This window comes from Lacticaseibacillus hulanensis (assembly GCF_004010095.1).
GTDB classification, from domain to species: Bacteria; Bacillota; Bacilli; order Lactobacillales; family Lactobacillaceae; genus Lacticaseibacillus; species Lacticaseibacillus hulanensis.
This window is the reverse complement of record NZ_RRYD01000035.1, coordinates 1-18,490: the sequence shown is the minus strand read 5'-3', so window position 1 is coordinate 18,490 and position 18,490 is coordinate 1. Positions and strand designations below refer to the sequence as shown.

17 protein-coding genes and 1 pseudogene are annotated in these 18,490 nt (G+C 53.8%); 6 read left to right on the top strand and 12 right to left on the bottom strand.

From position 1 onward, the window contains the following. Positions 1-94: 94 nt before the first annotated feature. Positions 95-1,855, bottom strand: a complete 1,761-nt coding sequence (locus EKN00_RS09250) for a glycerophosphodiester phosphodiesterase (RefSeq protein ID WP_127849852.1) — start codon at positions 1,853-1,855, stop codon at positions 95-97. A 117-nt stretch (positions 1,856-1,972) separates the two neighbouring features. After that, the gene (locus tag EKN00_RS09245) at positions 1,973-2,362 is read right to left on the bottom strand and encodes a DUF1093 domain-containing protein (RefSeq protein WP_127849850.1); all 390 of its coding nucleotides are present in this window, start codon (positions 2,360-2,362) and stop codon (positions 1,973-1,975) included. A 313-nt stretch (positions 2,363-2,675) separates the two neighbouring features. On the opposite strand from EKN00_RS09245, the gene EKN00_RS09240 reads away from it, so the two are divergent. Further along, entirely contained in the window at positions 2,676-3,518 is an 843-nt protein-coding gene (locus tag EKN00_RS09240; protein WP_127849848.1) for an aldo/keto reductase, read from the top strand. A gap of 71 nt (positions 3,519-3,589) precedes the next feature. Here EKN00_RS09240 and EKN00_RS09235 read toward each other — a convergent pair whose 3' ends face one another. Genes EKN00_RS09235 through EKN00_RS09215 form a run of 5 tightly spaced genes read right to left on the bottom strand, consistent with a single transcriptional unit; the run spans position 3,590 to position 6,792 of the window. Continuing rightward, on the bottom strand, positions 3,590-4,048 hold the full coding sequence (locus EKN00_RS09235) for a hypothetical protein (RefSeq protein WP_127849846.1): 459 nt from the start codon (positions 4,046-4,048) through the stop codon (positions 3,590-3,592). Continuing rightward, a complete protein-coding gene (locus tag EKN00_RS09230; protein WP_127849845.1) occupies positions 4,035-4,697 on the bottom strand; it encodes an ABC transporter ATP-binding protein in 663 nt (220 codons plus the stop codon). The genes EKN00_RS09235 and EKN00_RS09230 overlap by 14 nt, the downstream gene beginning before the upstream one ends. Next, a complete protein-coding gene (locus EKN00_RS09225) occupies positions 4,678-5,349 on the bottom strand; it encodes a hypothetical protein (RefSeq protein WP_127849843.1) in 672 nt (223 codons plus the stop codon). Before EKN00_RS09225 ends, EKN00_RS09230 begins: the two co-directional genes overlap by 20 nt. After that, the gene (locus EKN00_RS09220) at positions 5,316-5,930 is read right to left on the bottom strand and encodes a hypothetical protein (RefSeq protein ID WP_127849841.1); all 615 of its coding nucleotides are present in this window, start codon (positions 5,928-5,930) and stop codon (positions 5,316-5,318) included. Before EKN00_RS09220 ends, EKN00_RS09225 begins: the two co-directional genes overlap by 34 nt. A gap of 52 nt (positions 5,931-5,982) precedes the next feature. After that, positions 5,983-6,792, bottom strand: a complete 810-nt coding sequence (locus tag EKN00_RS09215; RefSeq protein WP_127849839.1) for a hypothetical protein — start codon at positions 6,790-6,792, stop codon at positions 5,983-5,985. A gap of 282 nt (positions 6,793-7,074) precedes the next feature. Here EKN00_RS09215 and EKN00_RS09210 point away from each other — a divergent pair, with 282 nt between their 5' ends. The 4 genes from EKN00_RS09210 to EKN00_RS09195 all read left to right on the top strand — a co-directional run bounded on the left by EKN00_RS09210 (position 7,075) and on the right by EKN00_RS09195 (position 12,809). Further along, a complete protein-coding gene (locus EKN00_RS09210) occupies positions 7,075-7,794 on the top strand; it encodes a LytR/AlgR family response regulator transcription factor (protein WP_164848092.1) in 720 nt (239 codons plus the stop codon). Continuing rightward, a complete protein-coding gene (locus EKN00_RS09205; RefSeq protein WP_421825769.1) occupies positions 7,791-8,960 on the top strand; it encodes a sensor histidine kinase in 1,170 nt (389 codons plus the stop codon). The genes EKN00_RS09210 and EKN00_RS09205 overlap by 4 nt, the downstream gene beginning before the upstream one ends. A 152-nt stretch (positions 8,961-9,112) precedes the next feature. Next, on the top strand, positions 9,113-10,936 hold the full coding sequence (locus EKN00_RS09200) for an ABC transporter ATP-binding protein (protein WP_127849835.1): 1,824 nt from the start codon (positions 9,113-9,115) through the stop codon (positions 10,934-10,936). After that, complete coding sequence (locus tag EKN00_RS09195; protein WP_127849833.1) at positions 10,920-12,809, top strand: ABC transporter ATP-binding protein; 1,890 nt, start codon at positions 10,920-10,922, stop codon at positions 12,807-12,809. Before EKN00_RS09200 ends, EKN00_RS09195 begins: the two co-directional genes overlap by 17 nt. Positions 12,810-12,913: 104 nt before the next feature. Here the strand turns inward: EKN00_RS09195 and EKN00_RS09190 are convergent, their stop codons facing one another. The 4 genes from EKN00_RS09190 to EKN00_RS09175 all read right to left on the bottom strand — a co-directional run bounded on the left by EKN00_RS09190 (position 12,914) and on the right by EKN00_RS09175 (position 16,647). Then, positions 12,914-13,312 carry a YxeA family protein gene (locus EKN00_RS09190; protein ID WP_127849832.1) on the bottom strand — a complete coding sequence of 133 codons (399 nt, stop codon included), beginning with the start codon at positions 13,310-13,312 and terminating at the stop codon, positions 12,914-12,916. Between the two features lie 148 nt (positions 13,313-13,460). Further along, on the bottom strand, positions 13,461-15,329 hold the full coding sequence (locus tag EKN00_RS09185; RefSeq protein ID WP_127849831.1) for a sensor domain-containing diguanylate cyclase: 1,869 nt from the start codon (positions 15,327-15,329) through the stop codon (positions 13,461-13,463). A 257-nt stretch (positions 15,330-15,586) separates the two neighbouring features. Next, entirely contained in the window at positions 15,587-15,850 is a 264-nt protein-coding gene (locus tag EKN00_RS09180; protein ID WP_127849830.1) for a hypothetical protein, read from the bottom strand. Between the two features lie 125 nt (positions 15,851-15,975). Continuing rightward, the gene (locus EKN00_RS09175) at positions 15,976-16,647 is read right to left on the bottom strand and encodes an EAL domain-containing protein (protein WP_127849829.1); all 672 of its coding nucleotides are present in this window, start codon (positions 16,645-16,647) and stop codon (positions 15,976-15,978) included. A gap of 294 nt (positions 16,648-16,941) precedes the next feature. Here EKN00_RS09175 and EKN00_RS09170 point away from each other — a divergent pair. Then, a pseudogene (locus EKN00_RS09170) lies at positions 16,942-18,284 on the top strand (NAD(P)/FAD-dependent oxidoreductase). A 15-nt stretch (positions 18,285-18,299) separates the two neighbouring features. Here EKN00_RS09170 and EKN00_RS11005 read toward each other — a convergent pair. Continuing rightward, a partial coding sequence (locus EKN00_RS11005; protein WP_206611279.1) for a hypothetical protein occupies positions 18,300-18,490 on the bottom strand: 191 nt, incomplete at its 5' end.

Sequence of the window (18,490 nt, the reverse complement as noted above, 5' to 3'; positions counted from 1 at the left end):
CCCCCTTACCTTATTGGTATCAGTCCTAGTTTAGTTGACTACCAGCACTTTCGCTACTATTTAAATTAAATTGAGCCACCCAATCCGGCCGCAGTTACTCCACCCGGTTAACGTACCGAAAATCACTCAGCGTGTTGCACAAAAAGCGCATGCGGGCAGCGTATGCCGGGTGGGCGTTATGCGCCCGGACCACCTTTTGCAGCAGCTGCAGGTTATCCGTGATGATGCCATCAACCCCCGCAAAGAGCATCTGCTGCATCCCCACTTCGTCGTTAACCGTCCACGCCCAAACTGCCTGGTGCTGGTCGTGCACCGCTGCCACCAGTTGATCATCGATGGTTGTGGCCGCGAAGGTGTACGCCTTAGTCGAAGCGTGCGGGGTGACCAGTGCGTACGATAGCACCAGGCTCGTGTACAACTTGGGCGCTGATTGGTGCACCTGCTCTAGTGCGCCTAAATCGGTGGAATGAATCCGGCTGTCATGTGCAACAAGTGTCCCCGCATAACGGCGAATGAAGCGTTGCACCGCGTCCTGGCTGTCCTGTGGCGTGGTCTTAAGCTCCACAATCACCTTCTGCTTGCGGGCAAAGGCGACGCGCAGGTACTGATCCAGGCTGGCCAAATGGGCATGCTGGCCATCTTCGCGGACAGTCACCCCACGTAATTGTGCCAGTGTCAGTTGCCGCGGCGTCTTGCTTTTTCCGGCAAGTTTGCGCAAATCTTCATCGTGCAAAACAACAAACTGGCCGTCGCGGGTCTCGTGCACATCCAGCTCCACGTAATCCGGGTGCTCACTCATCGTGCGGCGCAGCGCCGGCAGGGTATTTTGCACCCCGTTTGTGCCGTCCAGCCCGCGGTGGGCAATCAGTAGCGGCCGCTGTGTGCGCGCCCCCGGCAGGTAGGCAGCGCTAAAGCCGGCGATGGCCGCGACCCCCAGCGCCATTACCACCCAGAACGCCTGATGCACCCGATTGGACTTTGCGTGGACCGGTACCGCCTCAGCCCCCACAGCAAGCACCCCGAGCGCCAGCAAGCTGACCGCCGCTGCCAGCAGCAGTAGCCGTCCCGTCAGCAGAATTGTTAGGTTGACGATAGCCGCAGCATACGCCCAGCTTTGCCCGTCTGCCAGTGTCTGCAGCTGCACCCAGATTTCGCTCCAGCCGTACACGCAAAGCCACGGGACAATGATTAACCCACCAAACTTAAGTAGTAGCCGCAACGTTTGGCCGCGGCTGTCCCGCCAGCTCGCGCGTATCGCCGCCCTAGGACGACGCCCAGCAACTACCGTCTGGCACAGCGCCCCAAGCAGCCGCACGGACAAGTAGGCAATTCCGGAGTAGAGCGCCGCAACCAGCGCCGCCAGTGCCGGCACGCGCAGCAGGTAACTAATCAAAAACAGGGGCAACTGGACCTGCACCAGCGGACTTGTTCCCAGCACAAATCCGGCAAACGGCGCGTAGACAACCGCAAATGCCGCTAGCAGCCAAAAACCGCGGGCCCGCATGCACGCGATGTCCCGCAATACCCCCAGCCACACGTGCAGAAGCCGGACCTTTTGCCCGCGGCGCAGTGCAGAAGCGGTCCGCAATAACGCCGCCAGTTGCAGGTACATCAGCGTAAGTGTGAGCAGACTAATTGCCACCAGCAAGCCAAAAATAATTGTGTGCTCGCGCAAAATAAGCCCCGCATTCACGCCGGTCACAAACGGGATGTGCGCGGCGGCAAGCAATGTTTTTAGCAGCCACCGCAAAAGCGGCACAAAAACGGCCAGCCCGCCGCCAATGAACAGCGCCGCGGCGCCCAAGTATTGCGTCCACCGACTGCGAAAGGTTTGCCAGATTAGTTGGTAATGCACCGCAAACGCCCCCCTTTTGCCTTTACCTCTATTCTACCCGTCTGCCCCAGAAGCAAAACACCCCGTGTGCACAAATCAGCCACCAATTGGCTAACCCACGCACACGGGGTGAACATGTTATTGCAACTTCGCACGGACGTCACTAGGAACCTGGCTCTTGTTAATCGAAACCGGGCCCTTAATTACACGCTTGCTAGAAACTTCACCGCGAATGTAGGTGCCGGAAACGAGCCGCTCTGGATTCGCACTCTCCCGACTTTCCCAGTCCACATCGAGTTCCTTACCGTCCTTAGTAATCCACTTCAGGTCGTATTCATAATAATACTGCTGCTGACCATCAACCTTATAATCAGCACCCTTATTGGTCTTGGCCTTCTTCTTCGTGGAATCCTGCACAATTGCGTATGCGGTCGTGCCGTTATACGTGTTGTTCCAGTAACTGTAAGCCTTGAATCCCGCGAAGGCGACAATGACCAGCGCGATGATCCACCCAATTGCCTTTTTCATGTTATCGCTCCTTATTAAATAATTGCTACTTTCGATACTAACAGGTTAGCATGTGCGGAATTCAACAAGCATCAGTCCTTGGGCCGATTTGGCGGTTTATTCACCCGCTAAAGTTGCCAATCCTGTTCTTTAATTATATGCCCAAAGTCTGGTCAGCGGTCGCCCCGTGCCTTAATTTTTTGCCAAAAGCACAGCGTCTGCATCCGCCGCCCGTTTGCCCACATTGCGGATTAACGGCTGCAGGAATAGAATGCAGTTAACCAAGTTAGTGGCTGGAAAAATCCCCACTTAAAATTTTCAGGAGGCACTGCACATGAGCGTTATTACAGATCCATTCACCCTGCCAAACGGCGTCAAGATTCCCCAGGTTGGTTTTGGCACCTGGCAAATTCCTGACGGTGAGGTGGCGTACACCGCCGTCACCAACGCGCTTAAGGCCGGTTACCGCCACATTGACACCGCGAGCGCATACCGCAACGAAGGCAGTGTTGGCCGCGCCATCCGCGACTTTGGCATCGCCCGCAAAGACGTTTTCGTCACCAGCAAGTTGCCCGCTGAAGCCAAGACCTACGCGGACGCCGCAGCGGCAATTGACGCGTCCCTGGCCAAGCTCGACCTAGAGTACATTGATCTTTACCTCATCCACGCGCCATGGCCATGGGCAGAACTGGGTGCGGACTACAAGGAGGGCAACGCCGAGGCATGGCGGGCCATGGAAGATGCGTACAAGGCCGGCAAATTCCGCGCGATTGGGATTTCCAACTTTAACGTCGCGGACCAAGAGTACCTGTACAACCACTGCGCAATCACCCCGATGGCTCTGCAACTGCAGTTTTACATTGGTTACCGTGAAGCTGAAAACGTCGATTGCGCCCGCAAACACGGACTACTGGTTGAGGGCTTCTCGCCACTTGCCACCGGTTTTCTTTTCGGCAACAAGGACGTCTCGGCCATTGCCGCACACTACAACGTCACGGTGGCCCAGCTTGCCATCCGGTACGTGCTGCAAAACGGGATTATCCCACTACCAAAGGCGGTCGGCGAAGACCACGTGCGCGAAAACGCCAAGCTCGACTTCACCATCAGTCCCGCAGACATGGCCTTGCTGAACGCGCTGGAAGACACCGCACCCGGCGAGGACCACAACGAATACTAATAACTGCTTGCTTGCTACTTAGCAACCAGACAAAATAACTCCACACGGTTAAGACCGTGTGGAGTTTTTATTTACCGCTCACGAACGATTATGTAATGCTGCTTGCTGCGGATGACGTGGACAAGCGCGGCTGGCCCAGCCTGATAGTCATCCGCGGATAGGACAACGTGGTTAGTTCCCGGATGCAACATTGACGTGTGACTGGACCCATTGACCGTAACGTCACCAAACATGTTCACGTACTGTTTGGGCCCCCGCAAATAAAACTTGCTTGCCGGCAAGCGTCTGCGCTTATCCGCGTCTATGCGCAGGTAAAACGAAACGCGACTACCACGCCGCACCTGCCTTTGCAGCGTGCACCTTATGCCCGGCGTCAAATTATCCACGTGCCGCTGACAATGGGTCACCCTGATGCCGGCGCTTTGTTGCCGCAGCGGAAAACGCAAGCAACCATCCACAAACAAAAGCACCAAAACTGCAAGCAGGCTAGCCCAACAAGTTAGTGCGAAATGTTGATTAATCCACCTCATCAGCTGCCTCCGCCCGTTTAACATTACCTGCGTTCACCAAAAAGATCTCATCACTAAGCTGCATCAAAAATTCCCGGTTATGGCTCGTTAACAGCACGGTTTTTCCCGCCGTCCGCAGTTGATCCACAAGCTTACTCAAAAACCGTTGACCAGCATCGTCCAACCCGTTCGTTGGTTCATCTAAAATGACAATCGGGTCGTCATTAACTAGTGCACACGCCACGTTAAGCCGTTGCCGCATGCCTAACGAATAATCGTGAACCTTTTGCTTACTAACTGGATTCAGCCCCACTTGTTTGAGCAACGCCTGAATTTTTCCTGGCTCTGCCTCCGCTTTTGTTCGCGCAACCAGCCCCAAATTAGTTGCGCCATCAAACATTGGCAGGAGTGCGTCCGTCCCCAGTGCAAAGCCGACGTTCGGTGCAAACATTTGGTCATGCCGCACCATAATTCCGTTAACAATCACATTCCCGCTGGTTGGCCGAACAAACCCAAGAATTGTTTCTAATAACACCGTCTTACCCGCACCATTTTGCCCCGCAAATCCATAAACGTGTCCTTCCGTGAGCTGCAACGAGACCGAGTTCAGTAACACTTGTGCCCCGATCTTTTTGGTAACGTTTGATAATTCAATAACTGTCTTTTCCATCCAAAACCTCGTAATCAACCTTACCCAGGTAATACCAACTAGCTACGACAACAATGACCGCGCCACCCAGCAGCAAGCCGAACTGTTTACCCGCCGCAGCGGCAGTAAAACGAACCAGCATCAGTAAGGAAAGTGGCGTGGTAATCGGTAAGAACACCGCAGCAATCAAGGCTGCAAGAATTATTGCTTGCACCACCATGGGTGACACCAACATTACTGCAGCACTGTAAATTATTAAAATGCAAGATTGTGCCGCAATTAAATATAATGTATATTCTGGCGAAATTGGTATTAGCCCCCAAGCAGCCATTCCCACGGGCAATACGTTACTGAGCATGCCGCAAACCATTGTCAACAGCATTGCAAGGCCGCGGCTAGACGGCAAAAACCGGGGGTAGTAGTAAAAGATAACCCTACGTGGCATGTCCCCAATAATAATCAGGGGCAATACTAGCATCACTAACCACTTAACTGGTAATTCAGTCATCCCGGGCAGGATTGTTTGCCCGTAAAACACAACCCTAGTGTTCAAGCAAAGTAACATGCCTATCTGGCAAAGGCCAAGTAGCGTGAGGCGAATGCGCATCTGATACAAGCCAAACAAAACGCCATTTTTAATCACCCAAAATAATCGCTGGTGCTGATGCGCCATTTACTAAACCCCCAGACTAAACCAACCGTAATAATTAAGGAGGCCAGGTCCATTAAAAAAATTGGCCAAGAAGCCTTAACCAAAAGCAGCGTGACGCCCCCAAAACCAATTGGCCACACATCAATTGGAATCGTGATTAACCCAAAATCAACCACCACGACTGCAGCTAGCACACTGATCTGTCCGATTAAACTCACGCGCGTCACCTTCAACGTCTGTAAGAGCATGAATACTGGGACAAACCATACATTTAGCAAGGCGAAAATTAAAAGTTCCCGAATTGACGGCAATGCACCGTGAACCATTTGTGAATCAAAGACGGCCATTACTACCCCGCCAAGAATTTCCCCCAGCGCAATTAGGATACACGTCCACCCAACGCGGCTCAAAATGTGACGCTCAATATTCTGAGTATCTTGCAGACTAGCCAGTTCGTAACGGGTCATCTGCGGCATGAATAGATTACCCAGCACTAACAATACGGGCAGCACCACGCTGGCAAGTACCGGTTTGTTGAGGAAGGTGTCAATCAACACCACCGGTAACGTTGCGGGTGCTTGACCAATTAACGCATCATTCATCAACAGAATCGTCATCAGGGCAATCAGTAATAGTAAGCAAGATGCTCGCCGCTTACCTAACCGCACGCCGCCAAAAAGCAATGGCAATCCCCCCAAACATTAATAAATAGCAGGCCAGTAAACCAATAACGAAACTGGAAAATTGGGGCAACGGATTTGGCGAGTCCGTAATCATGATTGCAACTGGTGAAGCAATCAATTTTGGCAAAGAAGTTGCAGCAGTTGCTAGTACCAGACTCACCACCATTGGCGTGGCCATTGCTGCGTACAGATTAAGTGACACCAACCCTACCAGTGCGCCAAGTAGCGAAAATCCCGCGGTAATTAATCCGGCTAACACAATATAAATGACGATGGTTCCGAGTGCGTGCCGGAAAAATAGTTGTGTGAAGTAGGTGTATGACGGATCCACACTAATCCCATAATCGAGAATTAAGTCTGACTGAATGTCTGGTAACAATAGCCAGCTAAAAAGGTAATCAACCGTCAGCGCAAAGACCGCCGTTGCCATCCCCACCAGGAACGTCACGGTGAGATTCTGGCACAAATATCGCCAAGGACCGCGCTGAAGTAAATGACGATTAAACCCAGTGATAAAGTCCTCAACGATTGCCCGCCCCGGCCCGAGCGCAGCAAACAGCGGTAACAGATAATAGAAACACTGTGTACTCGTCGGACTCGTGTTTAACCCAATCCACGACAGGGCAGTAGTTTTATCAATCCGCACACCATCCAAACACCGCGAATCCGGCAACAATGCAAAGGCAATGTGAGCGGTGACTACCACTGTGGCAAAAAACACGCCCCATCCATATCGCGGGCTTAGTAGTCTTTTCGCATTCAATCCACCAGCCTCCTCCATGAACCCACCTTAGCACTAGACTAGGTTGATAAAAAGTTAATATTATTTAAATTACACCATATGCGTTTTCCCCGCTAATATTGTATTTTTAAATCCTGAAGCTGCCACTTCTCCTCACCCTCAAGTTCGCATTTGCTAATATTACATAACTAAAAATACAGCTACATTATTTTTGCACACGAGGCCCTGCCAATTCATTGTTAATTGACGCTCATCCGTTTCCGTAGCATGATAGTGGTAACTATTAACCTGCACAGCATGCGCAGCGAGGAGGTGAACCAGATGAACATTGGTATTGTTGAAGACGATGCTGAAACCAGCGCGCAGACATCCGCCCTGCTCACCACCTATCAGCAGCAACATCATTTAGACCTCACCTGGACCACCTTTGCTTCCGCCGAAGCCCTGCTGTTTGCCATGCAGGATACGGAATTTAATTTGCTGCTGTTGGATATCCGCCTGGCTGGCCGCGACGGGGTGACTCTGGCCAAAACCATTCGCAGCCGCGACGCCAACATTGCCATTGCCTTCCTCAGCAACTACGAGCAGTACGTGTTCGACGGTTACGACGTTGATGCCCTCGCCTACATCATGAAGCCGTTGACGCTGGCCAAGCTAACCAGCCTCATCGAAAAAGCGCAGAAGCACCTGCAGCCCCGGGCCGTGATGCTGAGCGTGGACGGCGTGTTGCAGCGCGTATATCTCTACAACATTCGCTACGTTGAAGCAAGTGGCCACTACCTAACCGTGCACACCCAAACCGACGACCTGCGCTTTAAGGGGGTCCTGGACGCCTTTGCCGCCGACTTGCCGGCAACCACATTCGTCCGCGTGCACCGGGCATTCATCGTCAACCTCAATTTCGTCAGTTCACTTGAAAGTACCAATTTGGTTCTCAGCGATGACACGAGCATTCCCGTCGCGCGCGGCAAACGGGCCGCGCTCAAAACAGAGCTGCTGAGTCACTACCGCGGATTGCGCAATGATGGGGGCAAGCTATGATCGGTCGTCAAATTCCCAACTGGCTGGCGGTGGCCATCCCCGTGGTTCTGCTTGCCATCATCGTCACCGGGCGCACCACAACCAAAATGCGGCGCGCCGGCAGCACAGCACTTATCAGCTGCCTGCCGCTCTTACTGCTTCCGTTATTTCCGGGCAACAGCGTGAGTCTACTGCTACTAGCCGGGGTTAGCCTGAGCCGCTGGTGGCGGGCAGAAGTGCACGTGCGCTTCGGGTTTGTCCCTGCGATTTTGCTTGCGGGCACCGGCAGCACCGCCCTGTTTCTTCCCGCAACCACCTGGGTGCTCGTCGCGCTGACATTGACGGCCGCCCTTCACCTGCTGAACACGGCGCAGCGCCAAAATTACCGGCCGCTACCGCTAATCCTGCTTGGCATTCACCTGCTCTTCATCGCGTTAACGGCGCTCACCACCGGCTGGGTGCGCGTTTTGATTCTGTGCGCACTGGCACTGACTTTAGTGCTCGTCACCACGCTGCTTGACTACCTTTTTCGCGAGACCGACATGGTTTATGCGCAATCGCTGGACAAAATCATGGCAAACTACACAACCGAAATCAACGGGTTGTACGCGAGCATTCGGGGGTGGCGCCACGATTATCACGACCACCTGCAGGCCCTCAAGTATTACTTGCACGACGATGAGCTGACCGCAGCGCGTGATTATCTCAACCAGCTGGAGGACAAGCTAGAAGACATTGACGACATCGTTCATTCCGGCAACACCGTCATGGATGCGGTCGTTAACTCGAAGCTGGCACTGGCGGAGCAGGCCAACATCGCCACCGACGTGTCCGTGTTTGTCGGCCACCAGCCACTAATCTCGGACATTGATCTGGTTGTGATTCTCGGCAACATTTTGGACAACGCCATCGAAGCTGCCAGTGAGCAGCCGGAAGAAGCGGACCGATTCATCCGCGTGTACATCGCAATCGAGAAGCAGCAGCTGTACATTTCCATTACCAACAGTCGCCGCGCCGACCAAATCATCGACATAAATTACGCCTCGACGAAAAACGACAAGCGCGGCCTCGGAATTCGCCGCATTAACGCGCTGGTCGCCAAGTACCACGGAATCATCAATCGCCAATACGAAGAGGGCGTCTTCGTCACAGAAGTGTTGCTTCCGCTAAAACAGATTACTAAGTAAGGGCCGCGGCAAGCTTTGCCCCGGCTCTTTTGCTACTCACGGCCGATTATTGACATTTCACGTCCCGATTAGCCGCCGCCACATTTTTGGCACTATATTGAAACCATCAATAGAACTACTTAGCAATCGCTTCACGAAAGGGCGGTATTATTATGTTCAAATTGCAGACAAAACAACACGGTGCTTGGCGGACACTGATTTGGAACCTCAAATGGGCGCACAACCCCTTCTTTTGGATTGCGCTAATTGGCATCATCATCACCAACGCCATCATTAACGTCGTTGGAACGCTCATTCCCGCAATCACCGTCAGCTTGCTTGCGCGGAACACACCGCTCGGCAGTATGGCCCTCATCATTGTCGGCATTAGCCTGGTTCTGGCCGGTGCGCAATGGTTCGGTCCGCCACTTGATATTCTCTCCAAAACCACGGCCTTTGAAACGCAGATGCTCCAGATTAACAAGTTCCTCTACGACACGGTGCGCGTGCCGTACGAGTGGCTGCTGAACCCGAAGTACGACGAGGCGCGCTTTGACGCCGCCCGTTTCGGCCTCCTGAACATGACCTCTGGTTCCCGTCAGCTCTTCAGCACGTTCGTCACGCTGATGCAGACCGCAGTCACCATCATAATTTTGCTTGGGCTGTTGTTCACGATTAAATGGTGGATCCCACTGTTCATTATCGTTATTGGGCTAGCCGCCGATTCCCTGCAGCGGTGGCATCAACGTTACCGTCAGCGCCAGCGCAAGGCGATCGCCGGTGATTACGCCCGGGAAAACTACATCGACCGCGCCAGCATGAGTGAAGACGGCAGCAAGGACATCCGGCTCTACCACCTGGACCGCGCACTCGATCATGAGCAACAACAGGCAATTCAGCACGAGCAAAGCGTGAACGCCAGCATCTCCATGCACCAATTCTGGCAGGAATCCGGCATCAGTGTTCTGACCGGGGTGCGTAACCTCGTGATTTACCTCAACCTATTAACCGCAATCCTGACCAAGGCAATTAGTGTTGCCGGGTTCACTTACGCCTTCAACGCCGTCAGCAGCGTCAGCCAGCAACTGAGCATGTTCATGGTTGCCTGGGGCGAATTCAAGCAGGCCGCCCACGATACCGACAACGTGCGCAACCTGTTTGCCACTGAGGATGCCATCAGCAACCAATCAGCCACTGACACCGCCGCAAAATTGCCGAACGTGCCGCTACCAATCACCTTTGACCACGTCTACTACCGTTATCCGGACGCGGATGCCGACACCATCTCCGACCTGAACCTCACCATCCCCGAAAGCACGAGCATCGCCCTGGTCGGGGTCAATGGCGCCGGCAAGTCAACCCTGGTTAACCTAGTGATGGGCCTTCTGCAGCCAACAAAGGGCAAAATTCTGCTGGGCGACACACCAATCACCCAGTTCAACCGCGACGATTACCACCGCTACTTTGCCCCCGTCTTCCAGGACAGCGATGTTTTCGCCGACACCGTGGCCGCCAATATTGCCCTAAGCGCAGATTTCGACGAGGACCGCGTGAATGACGCAATTGATCAGGCCGGTTTACGCGATACCATTAAGCAGCTGGCACACGGCACCGGCACGCAGCTAACCCACTACATTTTCGATGATGGTGTGGAGCTTTCCGGCGGGCAAACGCAGAAGCTAATGCTCGCGCGGGCGCTCTACCGGGACGCCCCCGTCGTGATTCTGGACGAACCAACCGCGGCGCTCGACGCCATTGCGGAGAGCAACGTTTACCAGCATTATCGCCAAATGATGCACGGCAAAACCAGCATCTTCATCAGTCACCGCCTCGCATCAACCCAGTTCACAGACGAAATCATGTTCATGAAAAAAGGGCGAATCACCGAACGGGGCACGCACAAGCAATTACTAGCAAGCGGCGGCGACTACGCCAAGCTTTTTGCCATTCAGAGTCAGTACTACGGCAAGGAGGAGCAAAATGAACAACAAGCATAATGATCATCAGTACGGGCAAATTCTCAAATTCATCTACCACCTTGAGCCGCAAGCCATTTGGTTTAGCCTGAGTGCGACAATCGGGCAAACGCTCACCCCGTACCTCAGCCTGATTCTCCTTGGCCTGATTATCAACGCGGTCGCGGCGTACAACCAATCCACCAACCTGGTCGCGTTGATCAGTATCATTATCCCCGTGATTATCGTCATGGAAATCGCCGTGGCCTACATTGACCACCGCAAGCGCGTGGCCCAACTGAGCCTGAACAATCAGGTCGCCCGGCAGATTAACCAGAAGTGGACCAGCGTCAGCAATTCGCTCTTTAACGACCCCAGTTTTCGGAGCCGCAATGCGGAAATCGACGAAGGCTTTGCCTACGAGGGGACCTTCTCCAGTTTCCTCACCGCCAATTTTGCTGCGATTATTAACCTGATTGTTGCCCTGCTGGTGGCCGGTGCCGGCATCATTTCGGCACTGATCAGCAAAGGCGACCGCCAGCCGGAATTAGCGCGGATTGCAAACGGGCCAGCATTTGTTCTGCTCATGCTCATCCTGCTAATAATTCCGGGCGTTGTTGCCCAGTATAGCGGCCACAAGAGCAGCGCAATCCACAACGAGGCCGTTAGTATCAGTGTTCAGATTAACAAGGTGATTAATTACTTCATGAACCACGTCTTCAACGAACCCCACGTCAGCAAAACCATTCGGCTGTACGACCAGGGCCAGTTCCTGAAGCGGCGCATGGACTCGGCAAACACCGATAACTTCGACGTTAACCGCAAAGCCAACTTCAAGGCGAGCCTGTACGGTGGCCTCACCCCCGCGGTAATCGCGCTCACCACGGCCGGCGCGTACCTGCTGCTCATCGTGAAGTACCTCACCGGCGCGATTCCAATCGGGACCATCGTGATTTATGCCGGCTTCATCACGCAGCTCATCAGCGCGGTGGCCAACCTAACGAACCAGATGGCCTCCACCACGGTACTGACCCAGATTCTGGTGAAGTGCATTGGCTTCATCAACATGGCCGACCCCGCCGCAAGCGGGACCCTGCCCATCGAAAAGCGCCGCGACAATAAGTATCAGCTTGAATTCCACGACGTTAGTTTCAAATATCCGGGCGCCAAGGAGTTTGCACTAGCCCACATCAACTTGAAGTTCGCGATTGGCCAGCGTCTGGCGCTCGTGGGCCCTAACGGATCGGGTAAAACCACGTTGATCCGCCTGCTCACCCGGCTGGACAAACCAACCAGCGGCACCATCACGCTAAACGGCATCGACATTCAAAAGTACAATTTGCACGAATACCAGCAAATTTTCGCCGCCGTCTTCCAGGACTTCAAGCTCTTTGCACTATCGGTCCTGACCAACGTGGCCGCGGATGACCACCCAGACCGTGCGCGCGTGCAGACGGCGCTCAAAATTGCCGGCGTGGCCGCCCGCATCAGCAGAATGAATCAGGGCATCGACACACCGCTGACCCGGGAGCTCAATAAGAACGGGGAGGATGTGTCTGGTGGTGAGGCGCAAAAAATCGCCATCGCCCGTGCCTGGTACAAGGACGCGCCGTTCATCATCCTGGATGAACCAACCGCCGCGCTGGATCCAATCTCCGAGTACGAAATTTACCAGCACCTCGACGACCTAATTGCCGACAAAACGGCGATTTACATCAGCCACCGCATGAGTTCGACCCGGTTCGCTCAACGCATCATCGTGCTGAACCAGGGGCACATCGTCAAGGACGGCACCCACCACGAGCTGGTTAACGCTGACGGCCTTTACCGCGACCTGTTTAACGCCCAAGCGCAATATTACACCGACGAGCGCATCGCTAAGGAGCGGCAAAACGCGGACGTGCTTTATAGCTAAGGCACCACTGCAGCGACAATCGCCGCGCGGATAGCGGCGAAACAGCATTCAAAAACACCCCGGCGGCCGCGTCGGGGTGTTTTGGTTGCCGGCAACAATCGGCATTATTCAGTTAGGCTCTGCGCGCCAGCCGGAAGCGTGTTTTGCGTCACCGCCTGCCAGCTCTCAACGTTTTGGCCCTTTGTCTTAACTGCAAGATACTTGCCGGGCTTAAGGCGCCACTGCGCATTGAACTGGATCTTGCGGACTTTACCCCGCGCATTCACTGCCTTCACCACGTAGACGTACTCGTCTTCACCGCCGCCGCCCAAGAAGTGCCGCACCGGCGCAACGTCGGTCGAGGCGTACACGGTCTCTTCACGCACGAGCGGGTTAATGTTATCCAGCGCCGCCGGAACATCCCCAGTCTGGTTCCGTGTGAACATTGCCGAACCAAGCAAGACAATTCCCAGCACAAGCACCAACCCGACAGTGCCAAATGCCACATTGCGTACAAATTTCATCCTCAATCCTCCAAGTCTTCCAACTGCAACATGTCTTCTAGCATAGCGAAATTGGCGGCGGAAACATATCGGGCGCAGGGCGGAATCTGCTGCGCGGCACGCAAAAAGTCGCGCAACCCACACCAATCATGCGGGTTACGCGACTTTGTTAGTCATTTGGAATACTTGGCCGGCCGTACAGGAACCCCTGCTGGCGGTAAATCCCGTAACGGGTGCGGAAGTGCGTTGCATCACGCCTTGTTTCCACCCCAGAGATGATGAGCATGATGCCCGCATCCTTGGCCACTTGCTGCCAGAATTTAACGCGGTCATCCAGGTTCTCGGTGTCGTGTTCACGGCGCAGGTTCTGCAAGCTGAACTTCAGCACATCAACGTAGGATAGCATCGGCGCGATGGCCTCATAGTGGTTGACGCTCCCGACGTTATCAATTGAAATGCGAATGCCCGCGTCATGGTAGATTGAGGCGACGAGCGCCACGTTCGCCAGGTTGGGCACCCCGGTAAGCTCAAGCGTTAGGGTAAAATCTTCTTGGCTGCGCACGAATTCCGCCAGCGTGCGCGCAACGCGCAGGTCGGTAAACTGGCTCGGCAGCAAATTGATACCCAAATGTCGACAGGTCGAATTTTCAAGCACTTGTTTGATCAACGCCACCTGCACGTCGACGTTAATGTCGAACGTGTTGGGCAGCTCCCAGTGCGAGCCATCAACGCTGCGCATCCGGAGCAGCAATTCCTTTGCAACCAAGTGGGCGCCGTCGTTATCAACATTCACAATCGGCTGGGCGAAGAAGCGGTAGCCGGTATCCGCCGCGTTCCCGTCCCGGCGTTCCGTGTGCCCCTCAATCGTAATCGCGTCGCGCCCGGCGCGCTTGCTTTGGTAGAGGAACTCGTCCACGCGCTTGTACAGTGAACGGATATCGCGGTCCGTACTCTTTAGGGCGGTCATCCCCATCGATATCGTCACGTGCAGTTCGGTGCCCTCGTACGAGAACATCGCCGCGCACACGGCCGAAGAACAGTCCCGGGCAATCCGCGTCGCCTGGGTGATTGTCATGCCCGGCAGCAAAATCACGAACTCTTCGCCACCAACACGATAAATTAAATCGTTATCGACGTACTGCAACACCGTTTTGCGCACCGTTGCCGCCACGCCCATCAGCACTGCATCCCCTGCTGGGTGCCCGAACTCATCGTTGAATTCCTTGAAGTGATCGATGTCGAACATAATTGTCGTGAATGGTTCGCCGTCAGCTTTTGCCTCAGCAATCATGTCCGGCACCTCACGTTCATAGAGCGAGTACGACCGCAGCTGCGTGAGTGTGTCATAGTTGGCCTGCTCCGTCATGTTTTCGCTGGTGTCGGCCAAGTTATCTTGCTGGTTCCAGTAGCGCTTGGCCACCCACGCCATCATGATGAACATGATCACAGCCTCAAACTGCACGGTTGGGTTGACGTGGAGTCCCGCCGACAATGGGGGCAGCCACGGCCAGAAGCTGAGCGCCATGAGCCCCCCGAGCGTCACGTCCGCCTTAATGTTGGCCCGAAACTGTCGGTCAAAAACATACGTGACGACCAGCAGTATGGTCGTCGTCGACAGCGAAATCCAGAATTGCCACCGGTCAAAATAACCGATGTGCTGCACAATCAGGGCCGCATAAATGGCGGCGCACCGCAACAGATACTCGCCCAAATTGATGTGTTCATCAAGGAGCATGAAGTAGAAGATCAAAAAGCCCAGGTTATGAAACATCATCGAATTACTGTTGAGCGGCACGATGAGGCCCATCCAGTGCAGCAATGTTCCCAGAATAAGCCCGGAACCAAGTAGCTCCGCCCGCGCGAGATAACCGCGGCGCTGTCCGGCATTGGTGATGAACGCCCGCCGCCACAACTGGTAATACGTCAGGGCAAAACCAATCGTAAAGAAAGCAGCGATTGCAAATTGCGTTGGCCACGTCTGCAAAATTGCACTGATACTGGTACTTTGCAACAATTCTTTTGCGTCCGCACTAAACAATTCGCTACCTCCTTTAATAAAAGTCTATATATAATTATAAGTTACTTCCTAAATAATACTACTATTAGCGCGATTTTTTATTTTAATCACAGGTGTTATTCTGCATGTTAATTAATTATACGTCCTGGTTGTGCAGGTCTGATCTCGATGCTGCATAAGTGGCCCCGTTTGGCTGCTGCAAGCGGCTTGGTTAAAGCTAACATGGAGCAGCAAAACAGCCGCCGGGGTTGACCCCGACGACTGCTTTTACGTAGCATTTATCCAAATAATCCGTGACTGTTATTGCTCGACTGCTTAGCGTTCTGCTGAACAGTTTGCATAACCGTCATGTTGGAACTCGAGTGAAGCTGACTACGCTGCGGATCGTTGAAGAGTCCGCGGTAACGTGTCCCGCTGCTGAACGCATCCCCACTACCACCAACTCGTTCGGATGAAACGTTCGCCGTTCCAACCAGAGCTGCCGATGGGTTCTGGGTCTGCGCCGTCTGGTTGTCGCCCGTACCGGTTGTGCGGGTAATCAAGCCATCGTCCAGTGCCGTCCGCGTTTACCCGCGGCGCTGCAACTGCCGGCTGGACAGCGTCATCAAAGGTGAAAATTTATGTTCCGCGCGTCAAAAAACCATCAGCAGTTCATTGCTGGTGGTTTTTAGAAAATATCTTGTTGCACCGGAATCAGGGCCGGCTTGGCAAACAAAAAGCCCTGGATGATGTTCGGCGTGAATTGCTCAACGATTTTGAGGTTACGCTCCGTCTCGATGCCCTCAACGACGAATTCTTTTTGGAACTGCTTGGCCCGCTGCGCCCACGCCGCGATTTGGGGCATGAGGTTGCTAATGGAGCCATCACGTTCATTGAAGTTCTGCATGGCGAATTTATACTCGCTCACGTAATCGTCCAGTGCATCCGCCATCTGGGGGCTGTTCGCCCCGGACCCAACATCGTCCATGCACACGTAGGCGCCGCTACCGGCGTAGGCTGCCGCGGCTTGTCGCAGCTCCGCCATCGGAACGCTGCAATCACGTTCGGTTAGTTCAACCACGATTTCGCGCTTTGGAAAATCGTGAACCAGCTGCGTGAACATGCAAACGAACTCCGGCATAACAAACTGGTCTTGATCTAGGTTAATCGACACCACCCGGGCTGCCGGCTCCAGCACTGCAATCGTTGCAGCGGCTAATTGCTGCATTTCTGCTGCACCGTGCTGGCGAAAATCGCGGGGAAACTGCCAGGTGCCGCCGCTACATTGCCGCAGCAGCAATTCATACCCGTTCAAAATGCGCGTCGGTGAATACTGTGCTTGTCCGAAATATCTAATCATGCTTGCCCCACTTCACCGCCAGCAACAAGTGCGCCGGTTATCCTCGTCTTCAACAAATTTATTCTACACATTTTCAAAGTTGTTTGCGTAAACAAAAAGACCCTTGCTACCATAATAACATCAAAAAATAAATCATTATATACTATACTAAAATATGAATATTTGGCCATTGCGGCGGTGTCCACGATAAATAATGGAATTAAATTGCGGACGCCGATTAATGTTGTTTTTTATTTGTCCCGAAAGTGGGCTAGAATGAATGGTAACAATTCATCTATTGGCAAAGGAGCTACTATGCACATTCTCGTCATCGGCTGTACCCACGCTGGCACCAATGCGGTCCAAGAAATTCTCCAATCACATCCCGACACCGACGTTACGGTGGTAGAACGGCACGACGACGTGTCATTCCTTTCATCCGGCATCCCTCTGTACCTGGAGGGCACCGTTAAGCGGCTGGAAGACATGTTCTACTCGTCACCGTCCGAGCTGCGACGTCTCGGTGCCACGGTGCTCACCCGTCACGAGGTGGAGCACGTTGATGTTCAGGCGCACACGGCCCACATTATCGACCTGGATGGCAACGAAGAGGCCGATATTGTGTACGACAAGCTAATTGTGGCCACCGGTTCGACCATCAAGCGCCCGGTTCTGCCCGGAGCCAATAACGCGAAGGTGAAGCTGTGTAAGAGTTTTGTTCACGCACAGCGCCTCGCCCAATCGATTCAGGACAAACACATACATGAAGTTGCCGTTATTGGCGGCGGCTACGTTGGCACCGAGCTGGCCGAAAGCTTGACCCGCACCGGCCACCACGTTACGCTCCTTGAAAGCAATCCCCAAATACTGCAAAACTACCTAGATGTGGCCAACGCAAATCAAGCTGCCACCATCTTGCGCGCTAACAACGTTGACGTTTGTCTGAACGAGGCAGTCACTGGCTTTGCAGATGGGGCCGATGATAAACTGGCGGTGGCGACAATCGCCCGTACCCTGAACGTCGACCTCGCCGTCTTAGCGCTCGGCTTCACCCCCGCGGCCACGTTGCTCGCGGGTCAGGTTGAAACCGACAGTCATGACGCCATAGTCGTTAACGACTATCAGCAAAGCTCCCACCCCGACGTTTATGCAGCCGGTGATTGCGCCGTGACGCGCTACAACCCAACGGGCAAAACAGCCTACATCCCGCTTGCTAGCTCGGCGGTACGGCAGGGACGTTTGGCCGGCATCAATGTCTTTGGCAATACGGTTCGCAGTCTGGGCACACAGGCGACTTCCGCGATGAACCTCTTTGGCACGTGTTTTGCCACCACCGGGCTCACCCTGCAGAACGCTTTCCACCAGGGACTCATGGATTGCCATTCAACAACCTGGCGTGGTACCTGGCGTCCAGCGTACATGCCCAGCTAATTAGCGACCATGAAGTTGCCCAGTCCGCCAACGCCCTTTCAATCGCGATTCAGAACAACAATACCATTGATGATCTCGCGAACGTGGACATGCTTTACCACCCTGACTACAACGATCCGTTCAACTACCTTAACCTCGTTGCAATTGATGCCGTGAATCAGGAAGCAGAAGAAGGATACCGAAGAGCAATCTTTAATGCACCCGGATCAATTGCCCGCAACATCTAAACAGACGCGGCCAGTTTAATCGCTGGCCGCTTTTTTATGCAACACGAGTGTCAGCTTAGTCTGAGAAGTGGCTGCAATCTGTGGCACTTTAACCAACAAAAAAGAGCCAACCAGACAATGTCTGATTGGCCCTTTTACTGAGCGTGGCAGCTTCCTACCCTCGCAGGCAGTTTCCCACCAACTACTATCGGCGTAGAGAAGCTTAA

Excerpts from the sequence above, each read along its gene's own strand:
- EKN00_RS09245 (WP_127849850.1), bottom strand. The coding sequence starts at position 2,362 with ATGAAAAAGGCAATTGGGTGGATCATCGCGCTGGTCATTGTCGCCTTC.
- EKN00_RS09240 (WP_127849848.1), top strand. The coding sequence starts at position 2,676 with ATGAGCGTTATTACAGATCCATTCACCCTGCCAAACGGCGTCAAGATT.
- EKN00_RS09235 (WP_127849846.1), bottom strand. The coding sequence starts at position 4,048 with ATGAGGTGGATTAATCAACATTTCGCACTAACTTGTTGGGCTAGCCTG.
- EKN00_RS09230 (WP_127849845.1), bottom strand. The coding sequence starts at position 4,697 with ATGGAAAAGACAGTTATTGAATTATCAAACGTTACCAAAAAGATCGGG.
- EKN00_RS09225 (WP_127849843.1), bottom strand. The coding sequence starts at position 5,349 with ATGGCGCATCAGCACCAGCGATTATTTTGGGTGATTAAAAATGGCGTT.
- EKN00_RS09220 (WP_127849841.1), bottom strand. The coding sequence starts at position 5,930 with ATGAATGATGCGTTAATTGGTCAAGCACCCGCAACGTTACCGGTGGTG.
- EKN00_RS09215 (WP_127849839.1), bottom strand. The coding sequence starts at position 6,792 with ATGGAGGAGGCTGGTGGATTGAATGCGAAAAGACTACTAAGCCCGCGA.
- EKN00_RS09210 (WP_164848092.1), top strand. The coding sequence starts at position 7,075 with ATGAACATTGGTATTGTTGAAGACGATGCTGAAACCAGCGCGCAGACA.
- EKN00_RS09205 (WP_421825769.1), top strand. The coding sequence starts at position 7,791 with ATGATCGGTCGTCAAATTCCCAACTGGCTGGCGGTGGCCATCCCCGTG.
- EKN00_RS09200 (WP_127849835.1), top strand. The coding sequence starts at position 9,113 with ATGTTCAAATTGCAGACAAAACAACACGGTGCTTGGCGGACACTGATT.
- EKN00_RS09195 (WP_127849833.1), top strand. The coding sequence starts at position 10,920 with ATGAACAACAAGCATAATGATCATCAGTACGGGCAAATTCTCAAATTC.
- EKN00_RS09190 (WP_127849832.1), bottom strand. The coding sequence starts at position 13,312 with ATGAAATTTGTACGCAATGTGGCATTTGGCACTGTCGGGTTGGTGCTT.
- EKN00_RS09175 (WP_127849829.1), bottom strand. The coding sequence starts at position 16,647 with ATGATTAGATATTTCGGACAAGCACAGTATTCACCGACGCGCATTTTG.